This is a genomic window from Flavobacterium sp. N1994, assembly GCF_025947145.1.
In the GTDB taxonomy this organism is placed as follows: domain Bacteria; phylum Bacteroidota; class Bacteroidia; order Flavobacteriales; family Flavobacteriaceae; genus Flavobacterium.
Map to the genome: position 1 here is coordinate 3,302,595 of NZ_CP109999.1, position 15,060 is coordinate 3,317,654.

Here is a 15,060-nt window from a genome sequence, read left to right on the forward strand (position 1 = left end):
TCTTGGAAAAACAAATATATAAAACCAAACAATAGGATAGCTTCAAATCTTTGATATAAGTTTTGACAATCAATTAATAGTAATATATAATTAAATATTATAGTTGAATATGATGTTTATCATTAGTTTTGGGCTATCAAAAATGTAATTTTACACAATAACAACATAAATCTTAACAAACATGGGAAATGACACATCTCAAGGCAAATGCCCTTTTGGTCACGGAAATTCTAATCAAACTGCTGGAGGCGGAACCTCAAATAATGACTGGTGGCCGAATCGTTTAAACTTAAATATTTTAAGACAGCACTCTACTTTATCAAACCCACTAGATGAAAATTTTAATTATGCAGAAGCGTTCAAAAGTCTTGATTTAGCAGCCGTTAAAAAAGATATTTTCGCTTTAATGACCGATTCGCAAGATTGGTGGCCTGCAGATTATGGACATTATGGTCCATTGTTTATTCGTATGGCTTGGCATAGTGCTGGAACTTATAGAATTTCAGACGGACGTGGTGGAGCCGGAACAGGTAATCAACGTTTTGCTCCGTTAAACAGTTGGCCTGATAACGGAAACTTAGATAAAGCGAGAATGTTACTTTGGCCTATCAAACAAAAATATGGTAAGAGTTTATCATGGGCAGATTTAATGATTTTAGCCGGAAACTGTGCTTTAGAATCGATGGGATTCAAAACTTTTGGTTTTGCTGGTGGAAGAGAAGACGTTTGGGAACCAGAACAAGACATCAATTGGGGAAAAGAAACAGAATGGTTGGGTGACAAAAGATATAGCGGAGACAGAGAATTAGAAGATCCTCTAGCTGCGGTTCAAATGGGATTGATTTATGTAAATCCACAAGGACCTAATGGTGTACCGGATCCAGTAGCATCTGGAAAAGACATCAGAGAAACTTTTGCTCGAATGGCCATGAACGACGAAGAAACGGTGGCTTTAGTAGCTGGAGGTCATACTTTTGGAAAAGCACATGGTGCTGGAGATGCAGAATTGGTGGGAAGAGAACCAGAAGGAGCTAGCATTGAAGAAATGGGAATGGGATGGAAAAATGCATTCGGAACTGGAAAAGCTGGGGATGCTATTACTAGTGGAATAGAAGGAGCTTGGAAACCAAATCCAACTACTTGGGATAACGGTTATTTCGAAACCTTATTCAAATTTGATTGGAAGTTAACTAAAAGTCCAGCAGGCGCATTCCAATGGATTCCAACAGATGAGTCAGCTGCTACATTAGTAGAAGATGCTCATGACCCAAATAAACGTCATGCACCAGTTATGACTACAGCCGATTTAGCTTTAAAAATGGATCCGATTTATGAGCCTATTTCAAGAAGATATTTTGAAAACTTTACTGAATTTCAAGATGCTTTTGCTAGAGCTTGGTTCAAATTGACACACAGAGATATGGGACCTAAAGTAAGATACGTAGGAACTGAAGTACCTCAGGAAGAACTAATTTGGCAAGATCCAGTACCAGCAGTAAATCACGAGTTGGTGAATGAGCAAGATATCGCTCAATTAAAATTAGATATTTTAGCTTCAGGCTTATCGGTTTCAGAATTGGTTTCAACAGCTTGGGCTTCGGCAGCAACTTTTAGAGGTTCTGATAAACGTGGAGGTGCTAATGGAGCCCGAATCCGTTTAGAGCCACAAAGAAATTGGGCAGTAAATAATCCAACTCAGTTGAACAAAGTGTTAACCACTTTAGAAAGTATTCAAAATAATTTCAACGCAAAACAAAGCGGTAACAAAAAAGTTTCTTTAGCTGATACGATTGTTCTGGCAGGTGGCGCAGCAGTTGAAAAAGCAGCAAAAGACGGAGGTTATGATGTTAAAGTTCCGTTCACTCCAGGAAGAACCGATGCCACCATCGAGCAAACCGATGTTCATTCTTTCAAAGTGTTAGAACCAAAAGCTGATGGATTCAGAAATTACAAAGCAGCATCATGTGTATCACCAACAGAAGCTTTATTAGTTGACAAAGCGCAACTCTTAACGCTTACTGCACCGGAAATGACTGTTTTAGTGGGAGGTCTACGTGTTTTAAATGCCAACTACAACGGTTCTAAAAACGGAGTATTCACTACTAAACCAGGCGTTTTAAGTAATGATTTCTTTGTGAATGTTTTGGACTTAGGAACTAAATGGGAAGCAACGGATGACAAAGGAGAAGCATTTGAAGGGAAAGACAGAAAATCTGGAGCTTCAAAATGGACCGCTACAAGAGCCGATTTAATTTTTGGTTCCAATTCTGAACTAAGAGCTTTAGCTGAAGTTTATGCTGAAAGTGATGCCAAAGGAAAATTTGTAAATGACTTTGTAAAAGCTTGGAATAAAGTAATGAATTTAGATAGATTTGATTTGGTTTAAGTCAAATTATAGTAATGAAAAAGTCCCCTTTTGGGGACTTTTTTTATGGAGTAAATACTGTTTTATAATTATTCCAATTGCGATAAATTAAAAAGAGGTTTCCTAAAAACATTGGAAGAGCAATAGGTAAACCTTCAGGAGCCATAAAGTAATTGATTAGTAAAATGTTTAAACTTACTGGCAGAAGTACAATATTAGCCAAAGTAACATACTTACCACTTACATAAGATAAACCACAAAGCAATTCAACTGCTTTGGCCAATGGCATCAAATAGGCAGAAGCGGCTAAACCCAATTCGAAGGTCTTCATGTTTCCTGTAGTTTCAGGTTGCTCTATAAGATTAAAGAAATACGTGATAGAAGCAAATAAAAGCAAAAGCCCTATCAATACTCGGACAACAAGGGTTGCAATTTTCATAATAGTTAAATTTTTTTAGGTTAGTATTTCAAAGTTAAAAAAAAATACCAAAGGAGTTTCCAATGGTATTCTTTTCTTAATCAAAAAAAAGAGATGCTATTTTTTGACAAATTTTCTGTAACCAAAAATTCCTAAAGCAAGTATTAGAAGCAATGGCCAAAGTTGCACCACAAAAGCAACAATTGCTTCAAACATAAACCAACCTGTTTTCAAACTTTCCCAAATTTGCAACCCAATATGTGGTCGGTAAGCATTACTACTTTTTTCATTGGCTACAATTTCTTGTAAAACACTTTCTCTTTGGTATAAATAAAGCGTTACGGTGCTGTAATTAACTTGATCTTGTAAACTTAAATTTTGGATAACCGTATCATCACTTTCCTTTCCTCGGTCTAGTAATTTGTCTTCAGCATTGGTAATATCATTCAATTTTTTCCCTTTAGTATCAATCCCTTTGGCCAATCTAGTTTGATGAGCAGCTAATCTTTTCTGAACTAATGTATTGGTCAACATTTGCAAAGCCACATCATCCGCTTTGATTAATCGACTATCCAAAAAAGCTACTTCCTTGACCATCGATTTTAATACGGTATCCAATTGTGTATTAGGAACTCGAAGTGTAATCGTATTGTCAACGGTAAATCGTGTAGTTTCTAAAGTACTGTCTTGACTAATTTTCGTTTCCGATTTTTCACTGATGTTACTTTTTAAATCGGACAACGTTACAAAGCCGCCATTCTTAGCTACAATGTTTTCAATAGCATAAGTAGTTTTAGCCACATCCTTGACTTTGAATTTTAAATCGGCAGTTCGAACAAACTTTCGGGGGATTTCATTTTTCTGAACAACAGCATTAGAAGAAATGCTTCCAACAGCAGTAGTGTCAGCGGTAGCCTCAGATGAGGATTCAGTTTTAGCATCAGCAACTGCATCAGCTTGTTTACACGCAACGGCAAGTCCAATTAAGAACAAGGCCCAACCCAATTTTGATAAGTGTTTCATTTTACATTCATTTTTAAATAGTTATTAATAGAGTACAAATCCAGTTTTGAAAATTTTAAAAAAGTAAAGTGTAATTTTCTATCAATAGCTAAAAACGAATTTCTTGTTAAACACTAAATCTACTCTTACTAAAAACCGTGCCAAAAAATTGCCAATGAATATAAAATGAAAGAATATTTTTTTGTCGTAATTTTGAAAGCCATTAAAATGCCTCGTTTTTGAGAACAAAAATCACCAGAACTATTGCCAATCCATTGCTTTTTAAGCAACAGCTTTTACAATGGGCACAACAGTTTCAAGAAGTAGTTTTTTTGGATTCGAACGACTACCATCAAAAATATGCTAGCTATGATTGTGTCTTGGCTGTGGATGCTTTCACATCTGTAAAAACCGATTATCACAATGCTTTTGAGGATTTAAAACAGTACCAACAACAAACCAAAGATTGGCTGTTTGGGTATCTATCCTATGATTTAAAAAATGATACCGAAGTCTTGCAATCCAATAATTTTGACGGTTTAGGATTTCCCGATTTATTTTTCTTTCAACCCAAAAAAATAATGTTGGTAAAAGGAAATCAAGTTGAAGTGCAGTACTTGCGATTATGCGATGACGAAATAGAATCTGATTTTCTAGCCATTCAAAACAATTTACCATTCAAAACAATTTACCATTCACCATTTCAAATTCAGCAACGAATTTCAAAATACAACTACATCGCCAAGGTTACTACTATGCTCGAACACATCCATCATGGTGATATTTATGAAGCTAATTTTTGCATGGAATTCTATGCTGAAAAAGCGATTATAAATCCGTTAGAAATATATCAGAAACTGAATAGTATTTCCAAACCGCCTTTTGCGACTTTTTTTAAAAATCAGCATCAGTATTTGCTTTGCGCTTCTCCTGAACGGTACATTAGGAAAGAAGGCGACAGAATCATTTCCCAACCCATAAAAGGGACTGCCAAACGATTTAAGGATGCTGTTTTAGATGAAAATTCAAAAACCGAATTAGCGACCAACCCAAAAGAACGTTCTGAAAACATCATGATAGTGGATTTAGTTCGAAATGATTTATCCCATACCGCTAACAAAGGTTCTGTTATAGTAGAAGAATTATGTGGTATTTATTCTTTTGAACAAGTGCATCAAATGATATCAACAGTGGTTTCGACAGCAGACCCTTCGACTTCACCGATAGAAATTCTTAAAACGACTTTTCCAATGGGAAGCATGACTGGAGCACCCAAAATTTCTGCCATGAAAATTATCGAGGAATTAGAAGAAACCAAACGCGGTTTATATAGCGGAGCAGTAGGCTATTTCACTCCCGATAATGATTTCGATTTCAATGTCGTTATCCGAAGTATTTTATACAATGCTAAAGAACAGTATCTTTCTTTTTCAGTAGGAAGCGCCATTACTTCGCAATCTGTTCCCGAACTGGAATACGAAGAATGTTTGCTAAAAGCCAAAGCCATGTTTGAAGTGTTGAGTTAAATTAAAATAACTACTTTTGAATATGCTTCAGAAATTTCAAAATCACATCAACTCCAATCTTCTTTTTCTTAAAGGAAAAAAATTGCTTTTGGCAACCAGCGGAGGTATAGATAGTATGGTGTTGTTGCATTTATGTTTACAATCTGGACTGGATGTTAGAGTTGCTCATTGTAATTTTCAGTTACGTGGTGCTGAGAGCGATGAAGACGAACGATTTGTACAATCCGAATGCGAAAAATTAGGAATCTTGGTTTATGTCAATCGGTTTGAAACCAAAAAATTTGCCGAAGAACAAAAACTTTCGATTCAAGTGGTGGCCCGAAACCTTCGCTATGAATGGTTCAATACCCTTTTGATAAACAACAGTTACGATTACATTGTAACGGCCCATCACACAGATGATAGTTTAGAAACCTTTTTAATCAATCTAACCCGAGGCTCAGGATTAGAGGGCTTTACTGGAATTCCGCAACAAAACGGGCATGTTGTCCGACCTTTACTAGCTTTTTCCAGAAACGAAATCGAAACTTTTGCTAAAGAAAATACTATTCTGTGGCGTGAAGACAGCAGCAATGCCTCTGATAAATATTGGAGGAATAAATTGCGCCATGATGTAGTTCCTGTTTTAAAAGAACTCAATCCAAGTTTGTTAGACTCTTTTCAAAATACCATTACCAGTTTGCAACAATCGCAATCGCTCGTGAATGACGCTTCGCAAATGGTATACAAAGAAGTAGTTTCGGAGGAAGATACTATCAAAATAGATATTGCAAAATTACTGACCTATCGCAATTACAAAGGGTATTTATACCAATGGCTACAATCCTATAGCTTTACGGCATGGAATGATATTTATGATTTGCTAAAAGCACAATCGGGGAAACAAGTGTTTTCAGAAAAGTATATTGTGTTGAAAGATAGAAATCATTTGATTTTATTTCCAAAACAAACGGAGCTGGAGCATGTCCATTTTTGGATTAATAAAGAAGATAAAGAAGTTAAATTTCCCTTAAAACTGGCGTTTTGTAACGTAGATGACATTTCAGTTGCGACAACTAATACTATCTTTGTTGATGAAGATAAGCTAATTTATCCGTTAGTTATTAGAAAATGGGAGGAAGGAGATTATTTCTATCCTTTCGGAATGGAAGGCAAAAAGAAATTGAGTAAGTATTTCAAAGATGAAAAGTTTTCGTTGTTAGACAAATCAAATACTTGGCTTTTATGTTCAGAAAATGAAATCGTTTGGGTTATCGGAAAACGACAAGACAACCGATTTAAAACGGATAACAAGACAACAAGAATTGTAAAAATAAATTATACCGACTAATGAAGAAAGTACTTTTTTTTCTTTTGAGTTTTTTGGCTTTTGCCAATAGTAATGCCCAAATAGTAAAACCAGTAAAATGGACGACTAAAGTAGATAAACTAACTGAAACCGAATTCAATTTGGTTATGGAAGGAAAGATCGATGAAGGTTGGCATCTCTACTCTCAATACACGCCAGATGGAGGTTCTTTACCAGCCGAATTCAAATATGACAACCCAAAAGGGAACTATGAATTAGTCGGAAAGACTAAAGAGAGTCCTTATATAAAAGCCTTCAATGATGTTTTTGGAGTGGATGAATATTACTTTGAAAAGCAAGTAACATTTACTCAAAAGGTAAAAATCATCAATCCAAAAGTAACCTCTATCAAAGTCAAAGCCGATTATCAGGTTTGTAAAAATGCTTGTATTCAAGACCCACAACAATTTGTTTTTAAAATCCCTACAACAGAAAAAACGGAAAAAGCTGTTACCAATACTGACACTATAACCACAAAGACAACTCCAGTAGACACAGTTTCTGTTCAATCAGAATCAAAAGCTGTGGTTGAAGCTCCCAAAAAAGAAGAGAAAAAAGGACTTTGGATGATTTTCTTCTTAGCCTTTTTAGGAGGTTTGGCGGCAACCTTTACACCATGTGTATACCCAATGATACCAATGACTGTAAGCTTCTTTTTGAAGCAAGCTAAAAATAAATCTAAAGGAAGATTTAATGCCATTTTTTACGGAGCTTGTATTGTCTTTATTTGTTGTGTTATAACTTTACCGTTCCATATTTTTGAAGGTATTAGTAGGGATGTATTCTCCGAAATTTCAACCAATGTTTATGTTAACATCTTCTTCTTTTTAATATTTATAATTTTTGCCATTTCATTTTTTGGTGCTTTTGAAATAACAATGCCATCTAGTTTATCAAATAAGGTAGATAAAGCCTCTAATAAAAGTGGATTGATAGGCATCTTTTTCATGGCATTAACTTTAATCATAGTTTCTTTTTCATGCATTGGCCCTGCTTTAGGTTTAGTTTTTGGAACGTCTTTAGATTCTGATGGAGGAGCAACAATTCTATCAATAGCTATGCTTGGATTCGGGTTTGGATTAGCATTACCGTTTATGTTTTTTGCATTAGCACCTACTTTATTAGGTAATATGCCAAAATCGGGTGGTTGGTTGAATACAGTTAAAGTAGTTTTTGGATTTGTCGAATTAGCACTAGCATTCAAGTTTCTATCAAATGCTGATATAGGTTTGGATTTACATTGGTTGAACAGAGAAGTTTTTGTTGCTATTTGGATAGCTGTTTTTGCAGGATTGTCATTATATCTTTTTGGAAAAATTACATTACCCCATGATAGTCCGCTATCTCATTTATCAGTTGGCAGATTACTTATGGCAATGCTTTCGTTGGCATTTACTGTTTATTTAATTCCTGGACTCTGGGGTTCACCGCTTAAATTAATTTCTGCTTTTCCACCACCACAAACTTACAGTGAGAGCCCACATGGATTTGGAAGTAAGTCGATGGAATATGACAAACAGTTACCCGCAGGATCTGAATTGACAGTACATAACTTGATTTCTTTTACCGATTATAAAACGGGAGTGGATTATGCAAAAAAGGTTAATAAACCAATTATGATTGACTTCACTGGAAAGCAATGTGTCAATTGCCGATTAATGGAAAGCAATGTATGGTCTGATGAGAAAGTATTAGATATTCTAAAAAATAATGTAGTACTGATATCCTTGTACGGAGATGATAAAAAAGAATTACCTCAAGGAGAACAATTTGTTACTAAAGAAGGGAAAGAAATCAACACTGTAGGGAAGAAATGGAGTGAATTTCAAATTACACGGTTCAATAATAATTCAAGACCTTTATATGTTCTTTTAGATTTAAATGAAAAAGAATTAAATATTCCCGTTGCTTACACTCCAAACATTGATGAGTATCTAGCTTGGCTAAAAGAGGGAATAAGTAACTTCAAGAAATAAAAAAAGCCTTCTCAATTGAGAAGGCTTTTTTGTTATCCTAAAACTTCGGCAACTTCATTTTTTAAATAGCTCAAAGCAATGCTAGTCGGAGTCTGTCCTTCGAGAAGGTTACTTAATATTTTCTCTCTTAGTTGGTCAGCATTGGTAACGGTTTCATCCAAAGTAGCTTTTCTAATATTTTGAATAATAGTGTTTTTGGCAGTCAAAAGCATAGTCCATAAATCATCGGTTACATACACTTGTTGTGTAATATTATGTTCATACTCTTGTTCAATATGTTGTATCAAAAGGTTTTGATAAGCTTCTTTATTATCGTTTATAGGGGCGACTCTAATCAACAGTTTTGACGGATTAATACGTTCTAAAAGCAAAGCCAATCGTTCATACGCTTGTAAACGCAAGGGCAATGAATGTTTTTGATTCTCTTTTTGCAATAACCAACGACGCGTGTTTTGCTGGTCCTTGAAATAAGTAGCAAACAAATAATAAGCCACACCTCCAGTAATTAAAGAGGGAACAGTGTACATTAGTAATTCTAAAATCTTATCTGTATTCATAACATTTCTTAATTCAAAAATTTTGACAAATATAACAGAATAACCCCAAATTTTACGTCAAGAACCCCAAATTTGGCGTCAGGAACGTCAAGTTTTACGTCAAGAACGTCAAGTTTTACGTTATATAACCCCAAATTTTACGTCAAGAACCCCAAGTTTGGCGTTAAGCACTCCATACTTGACGTTATCTACCTAAAATTTGGCGTTTTGAACTGTTGATAATTAGCAATAAATAGGGTTGCAATTCAAGTTTAGTAACGTTAAATTTGAACTTTCTGAAAAGTAACTATGCAAAAATACATTTCCCAACTCAACGAAGCCCAACAGGCTCCTGTTTTCCAAAAAGACGGCCCCATGATTATCATTGCTGGTGCTGGCTCTGGAAAGACGCGGGTACTTACCGTTCGTATTTCTTATTTGATGAGTTTGGGTGTCGATGCTTTTAATATTTTGGCACTAACCTTTACCAACAAAGCCGCGCGAGAAATGAAAAAGCGTATCTCGGATATTGTTGGAACAAATGAAGCCAAAAACCTTTGGATGGGAACATTTCACTCGGTGTTTGCCAGAATCTTAAGAAGTGAAGCAGATAAATTGGGTTATCCTTCCAACTTTACGATTTATGATACCCAAGATAGCGTTCGATTAATTTCAGCAATTATCAAGGAAATGCAGTTGGATAAAGATATCTACAAACCCAAACAAATCTTGAGCAGAATATCATCTTATAAAAACTCTTTAATCACGGTCAAAGCGTACTTAAATAATCCCGAGTTACAAGAGCAAGATGCTATGAGCAAAAAGCCTCGCTTGGGTGAAATCTATGCCAATTATGTAGACCGATGTTTCAAAGCTGGGGCGATGGATTTTGATGATTTATTATTAAAAACTAATGAATTACTGAATCGTTTTCCAGATGTTTTGGCTAAATATCAAGATAGATTTAGATATATTTTAGTAGATGAGTACCAAGATACCAATCATTCTCAGTACTTAATTGTTCGCGCTTTATCGGATAGATTTCAAAACATTTGTGTCGTAGGCGATGATGCTCAAAGTATCTATGCTTTCCGTGGGGCGAATATCAATAACATTCTCAACTTTCAAAAGGATTACGAGAATGTAAAAACCTATCGACTCGAACAAAACTATCGTTCCACCAAAAATATAGTGGAAGCAGCCAATTCCATTATCGATAAAAATAAAACCAAGCTCGAGAAAATAGTATGGACTGCTAATGATTTCGGACCCAAAGTAAAAGTTCATCGCAGCATTACCGATGGAGAAGAAGGCCGATTTGTAGCCAGTGAAATCTTTGAACAAAAGATGCGCAATCAAATGCGAAACGGACAGTTTGCCATTTTATACCGTACCAATGCACAATCTCGTGCTATGGAAGATGCTTTGCGTAAACGTGATATACCCTATAGAATTTATGGTGGTTTGTCTTTCTATCAAAGAAAAGAAATCAAAGATGTATTGTGTTATTTGCGTTTGGTCATCAACCCAAAAGACGAAGAAGCTTTAGTGCGTGTAATTAACTATCCAGCAAGAGGAATTGGAGATACTACTATCGAAAAACTAACTATTGCTGCCAATCATTACAAGCGTTCCATTTTTGAAGTAATGGAAAACATTGATAAAATTGATTTAAAACTCAATTCAGGAACCAAACAAAAGTTGGAAGATTTTGTAAACATGATTAAAAGTTTTCAAATCATCAATGAACAACAAGATGCGTTTGTTTTAACAGAACACGTTGCTAAGAAGACAGGATTAATCCAAGAACTCAAAAAAGACGGAACTCCAGAAGGGATTGCCCGAATTGAAAATATCGAAACCTTGATGGGGGTATCAAAGACTTCATTGAAGGTCAAAAAGAAATAGATGGAGCTCGTGGAGCCTTATCAGAATTCATGGAAGATGTGGCATTGGCTACTGATTTAGATAACGATACTGGTGATGACGACAGAGTAGCCTTGATGACGATTCACTTAGCCAAAGGTCTTGAGTTTCCGTATGTATTTGTAGTTGGATTGGAAGAAGATTTATTCCCAAGTGCTATGAGTTTAAATACTCGAAGTGAATTAGAAGAAGAGCGACGTTTGTTTTATGTGGCCTTAACTCGAGCGGAACATCAAGCGTATTTAACCTATGCGCAATCTCGTTACCGCTGGGGGAAATTGACAGATGCAGAACCATCTAGATTCATTGAAGAAATCAAAGACGAGTATTTAGAATACATCAATCCATCTGATGCTGGTGGTTATAAATACAAACCTAGTATCGATTTGGATATTTTTGGTGATATTGATAAATCAAAACTCAGATTAGAAAAACCAGTTGCTGGAACGCCACCCAAAAGATATGGAGAAGAACCCGTTTCTTCGGTTAATATTCGTAAATTGAAACCTGTAGGCAATGCGCCATCGAATAATACTAATTTATTTGATAGTAAATTAACTATAGGAAACATCGTAATGCACGAACGTTTTGGCAAAGGACAGGTGCTCAACATGGAAGGGATAGGAGCAGATAAAAAAGCTGAAATTAAATTTGAAGTAGGAGGTATAAAAAAGTTATTACTGCGTTTTGCTAAGTTGGATGTAATAGGATAAAGTAGCTATGGAAAAACTAAAATCGAATTGGAAATTTGTAATCTATTGGTTTGTGGTAATGACACTTATGAATGTTTATATCATTCCAAAATACATAAATCATCAAGCAATTACCACCAAAAGAGTTATAATTGGTGTTGCAGTGGGTATTGTAATTTCCTTACTAATGGGATTATTAGTAACTCCAAAAACAGATAAATAAAAGTAATGGCCGAATTCATCAAAATATACGAGGACAAACCCAGCGAAGCGGCTATCAAAAAAGTAGTGGAGGTATTGCGTAACGGAGGTTTGGTAATTTACCCAACCGATACGGTTTATGGATTAGGTTGTGATATTACCAACACGAAGGCGCTTGAAAGAATTGCTAAAATCAAAGGCATCAAATTAGAAAAAGCGAACTTCTCTTTTGTTTGTAGCGATTTGAGTAATCTTTCTGATTATGTTCGCCAAATTGATACTGCTACTTTTAAGATTTTGAAGAGAACCTTGCCAGGCCCTTATACTTTTATCCTTCCAGGGAATAATGATTTACCTAAAGAATTCCGTAAAAAGAAAACCGTCGGAATCAGAATTCCAGCTAACAATATCGCGTTAGAAATTGTAAAGATGCTTGGAAATCCAATAGTTTCCACTTCCATCCACGATGATGATGAAGTATTAGAATATTCTACCGACCCAGAATTGATTTTTGAAAAATGGCAACATGTTGTCGATATGGTTATTGATGGCGGGTATGGCGATAATATTGGGTCTACCATTATTGATCTATCAGGCTACGAACCAATTGTTGTTCGTGAAGGAAAAGGAGATCCTGATATTTTTTAATAAAAAAAACGCCCCAATTTCTTGAGACGTTTGCTATTTCGTAATCCGATTTTATTTCTTCTGATTCTTCATTTCTTTTTCAATCATATCGTAGAATTCGTCAATTTTTGGTAATACTACTATACGAGTTCTTCTGTTTTTGGCTCTATTATCGGCTGTTGTGTTATCTACTAACGGAATAAATTCACTTCGACCAGCTGCGATTAATTGAGAAGGTTTAACACCTAGATCTTTTGTCAAAACTCTAACAATAGCTGTGGAACGCTTAACACTTAAATCCCAGTTGTCAAGCAAAACAGCATTGCCAGTAAACGGAACGTTATCCGTATGACCTTCTACCATACATTCAAATGTTGGACGACTATTAATCACTTTAGCTACTTTAGCTAATACATCTTTGGCTTTATCACTTACAGTATAACTGCCGCTTTTGAATAACAATTTGTCAGCAATAGAAATGAAAACTACCCCTTTTTCTACGTTAATTTCAATGTCTGGATCAGCAATGCCTACAGAACTTTTTAGGCTAGTTACTAAGGCTAAGGTTACGCTATCTTTTTTGGTTAAAGCATCTTGAAGCCTAGAGATTTTTAAATCTTTCTCTTTCAAACTTTCTAATGATTTCTCCAGGTTTTGAGCCCCTTTAGTAGTTAAAACGGTTAATTCTTTTGAGTTATTAATCAAATCGGAATTGTTTTGTTTTAAATAATCATTTTGTTTAGAAAGTGCGTCTTTTTCAGACAAACACAAATTCAATTTCATGGTAGTTGAATTCAATAAATCTTGACATTCTTTGTTTTGAGCTTCTAAAGCGGCAATTTTTTTCTTGGAGCCACATGAAGTCAATGTTAGGGCTAGTAACGAAAGGGCAAAAATTACTTTTTTCATAAGTGTTTGATTAAAATTTTAACAAAAGTACGGATTATTTCAGTCTAAGAGAATCAAATTAAATGATAAACTCTTGTTAAAATTACCTTTCAAAAATAGTGCCACTTTTTATAAAGTAGCGGTATACAATACTTTTAAAATGATAGTAATTATTTAAGGTTTTTCCTTTTCGTTTCTTTAAAGTTTTGTTTATCAAGCTGTAAAAAGCAAAATGAGCTTTGATAATAGCCCAACAATGAATAAATTTTCCTTTAAAAATAAATTGTACTCCAGCTAATCCATCAAGAACAAGACGTATAAAAAGGATGGGCACTAATTTATTTTTAGGCAAATTTTTAGTGAGCATTAAAAGGGAGTTTCTGAAATTTAGAAAAGTCTTCTTTGGATTGCTTTCGTTTAACGTGGCGCCACCAACATGATAGACCTTTGATTTGAAGGTATATTTAGCTTTATAACCCAAGTTAAAGGCCCTCCAACACAAATCAATTTCTTCCTGATGCGCAAAAAAATCACTATCAAATCCGTTTAGGTTTCGATACACTTCTTTCCGAATAAAAAAACAAGCCCCACTGGCCCAAAAGATATCAACTTCGTCATCGTATTGCCCAGCATCCTTTTCAATAGTTTCAAAAATACGCCCTCTACAATAAGGATAGCCATATTGATCTATAAAACCTCCAGCAGCACCAGCATATTCAAAGTAAGTTTTGTTTTTATAATCTAAAATTTTAGGTTGAATGATACCAACAGAGGATTCGGAATCAAAAATTGACAGAATGGGAGTAAGCCAATTTTCAGTTACCTCAATATCCGAATTCACTAAGGCATAATAGTCTTCCTCTACTTGTTCCAAACCTACATTATACCCTTTGGCAAACCCATAATTACCATCATTCTTAATAATGGTAACGGATGGAAATTGGGATTTAAGGATGGTAATAGAATCATCAGTTGAAGCGTTATCAATAACGTATACTTTAGCTTCATCAGAATATCGAACTACCGAAGGTAAAAATTCTTCTAACAGTTTGGCTCCATTCCAATTTAATATGACAACAGCTATTTTTTTCAAAAGTTAATCGTTTGAGAAATTTGGTAATTCCTTCAAGAAAATATAAGTTTCCTTTTCAAAATCCATTTGACAAAAGTAATGATTTAGACCATTGGTTACCATCAAGTAAGTAGCTTTAAGGGTCAAATTATAACGAGCAATTTGATCAAATGTATCTTGAGTAATTTTCACTTCGGGAGCTTTACACTCTATAAGTAAATAAATACCGCCATCAGGTTGAAAAACAACCACATCATAGCGTTTCTTTAAATCATTGACTTTAATCAATTTTTCAACGTTAAGATACGATTTTGGATAATTTTTGTCTTGTAACAGAAATTGAACTGTGTGTTGACGCACCCATTCTTCGGGAGTAAGAAGAATAAATTTTTTCCTGATTTCATCAAAAATAGCCACTTTATTTTCACTATTTTTGAAGCGAAACGAATACGAAGGAAAATTAAGTTTTTGCATAAAGCAAAT

General features: G+C 34.9%; 12 protein-coding genes and 1 pseudogene. 7 read left to right on the forward strand and 6 right to left on the reverse strand.

The annotated features are described in order from the left end of the window. Positions 1-181 precede the first annotated feature (181 nt). On the forward strand, positions 182-2,386 hold the full coding sequence (katG, locus tag OLM53_RS14675) for a catalase/peroxidase HPI (protein WP_264520977.1): 2,205 nt from the start codon (positions 182-184) through the stop codon (positions 2,384-2,386). 43 nt (positions 2,387-2,429) lie between these two features. Here the strand turns inward: katG and OLM53_RS14680 are convergent, their stop codons facing one another. Continuing rightward, positions 2,430-2,804 carry a DoxX family membrane protein gene (locus OLM53_RS14680; RefSeq protein WP_264520978.1) on the reverse strand — a complete coding sequence of 125 codons (375 nt, stop codon included), beginning with the start codon at positions 2,802-2,804 and terminating at the stop codon, positions 2,430-2,432. A gap of 96 nt (positions 2,805-2,900) precedes the next feature. Continuing rightward, entirely contained in the window at positions 2,901-3,806 is a 906-nt protein-coding gene (locus tag OLM53_RS14685; RefSeq protein WP_264520979.1) for a DUF4349 domain-containing protein, read from the reverse strand. A 218-nt stretch (positions 3,807-4,024) separates the two neighbouring features. On the opposite strand from OLM53_RS14685, the gene OLM53_RS14690 reads away from it, so the two are divergent. Genes OLM53_RS14690 through OLM53_RS14700 form a run of 3 tightly spaced genes read left to right on the forward strand, consistent with a single transcriptional unit; the run spans position 4,025 to position 8,635 of the window. After that, positions 4,025-5,311 carry an anthranilate synthase component I family protein gene (locus OLM53_RS14690; protein WP_264520980.1) on the forward strand — a complete coding sequence of 429 codons (1,287 nt, stop codon included), beginning with the start codon at positions 4,025-4,027 and terminating at the stop codon, positions 5,309-5,311. 22 nt (positions 5,312-5,333) lie between these two features. Continuing rightward, complete coding sequence (tilS, locus tag OLM53_RS14695; protein ID WP_264520981.1) at positions 5,334-6,641, forward strand: tRNA lysidine(34) synthetase TilS; 1,308 nt, start codon at positions 5,334-5,336, stop codon at positions 6,639-6,641. Next, the gene (locus tag OLM53_RS14700; protein ID WP_264520982.1) at positions 6,641-8,635 is read left to right on the forward strand and encodes a protein-disulfide reductase DsbD family protein; all 1,995 of its coding nucleotides are present in this window, start codon (positions 6,641-6,643) and stop codon (positions 8,633-8,635) included. The genes tilS and OLM53_RS14700 overlap by 1 nt, the downstream gene beginning before the upstream one ends. A 32-nt stretch (positions 8,636-8,667) precedes the next feature. On the opposite strand, the gene OLM53_RS14705 is transcribed toward OLM53_RS14700, so the two are convergent. Further along, positions 8,668-9,192, reverse strand: a complete 525-nt coding sequence (locus OLM53_RS14705; RefSeq protein ID WP_264520983.1) for a hypothetical protein — start codon at positions 9,190-9,192, stop codon at positions 8,668-8,670. Between the two features lie 288 nt (positions 9,193-9,480). On the opposite strand from OLM53_RS14705, the pseudogene OLM53_RS14710 reads away from it, so the two are divergent. From OLM53_RS14710 to OLM53_RS14720, 3 genes and pseudogenes are all read left to right on the forward strand, one after another. After that, positions 9,481-11,810: pseudogene (locus tag OLM53_RS14710) on the forward strand (ATP-dependent helicase). A 7-nt stretch (positions 11,811-11,817) separates the two neighbouring features. Continuing rightward, complete coding sequence (locus tag OLM53_RS14715) at positions 11,818-12,012, forward strand: hypothetical protein (protein ID WP_264520984.1); 195 nt, start codon at positions 11,818-11,820, stop codon at positions 12,010-12,012. Positions 12,013-12,017: 5 nt separating this feature from the next. Next, positions 12,018-12,638 (forward strand): L-threonylcarbamoyladenylate synthase, encoded by a 621-nt coding sequence (locus OLM53_RS14720; protein WP_264520985.1) that lies wholly within the window; start codon positions 12,018-12,020, stop codon positions 12,636-12,638. Positions 12,639-12,689: 51 nt separating this feature from the next. On the opposite strand, the gene OLM53_RS14725 is transcribed toward OLM53_RS14720, so the two are convergent. The 3 genes from OLM53_RS14725 to OLM53_RS14735 form a co-directional block, all read right to left on the reverse strand. Continuing rightward, positions 12,690-13,526 carry a flagellar motor protein MotB gene (locus tag OLM53_RS14725; protein ID WP_264520986.1) on the reverse strand — a complete coding sequence of 279 codons (837 nt, stop codon included), beginning with the start codon at positions 13,524-13,526 and terminating at the stop codon, positions 12,690-12,692. An 82-nt stretch (positions 13,527-13,608) separates the two neighbouring features. Then, a complete protein-coding gene (locus tag OLM53_RS14730) occupies positions 13,609-14,598 on the reverse strand; it encodes a glycosyltransferase family 2 protein (RefSeq protein ID WP_264520987.1) in 990 nt (329 codons plus the stop codon). A 3-nt stretch (positions 14,599-14,601) separates the two neighbouring features. After that, positions 14,602-15,051, reverse strand: a complete 450-nt coding sequence (locus OLM53_RS14735) for a type I restriction enzyme HsdR N-terminal domain-containing protein (protein ID WP_264520988.1) — start codon at positions 15,049-15,051, stop codon at positions 14,602-14,604. Positions 15,052-15,060 lie beyond the last annotated feature (9 nt).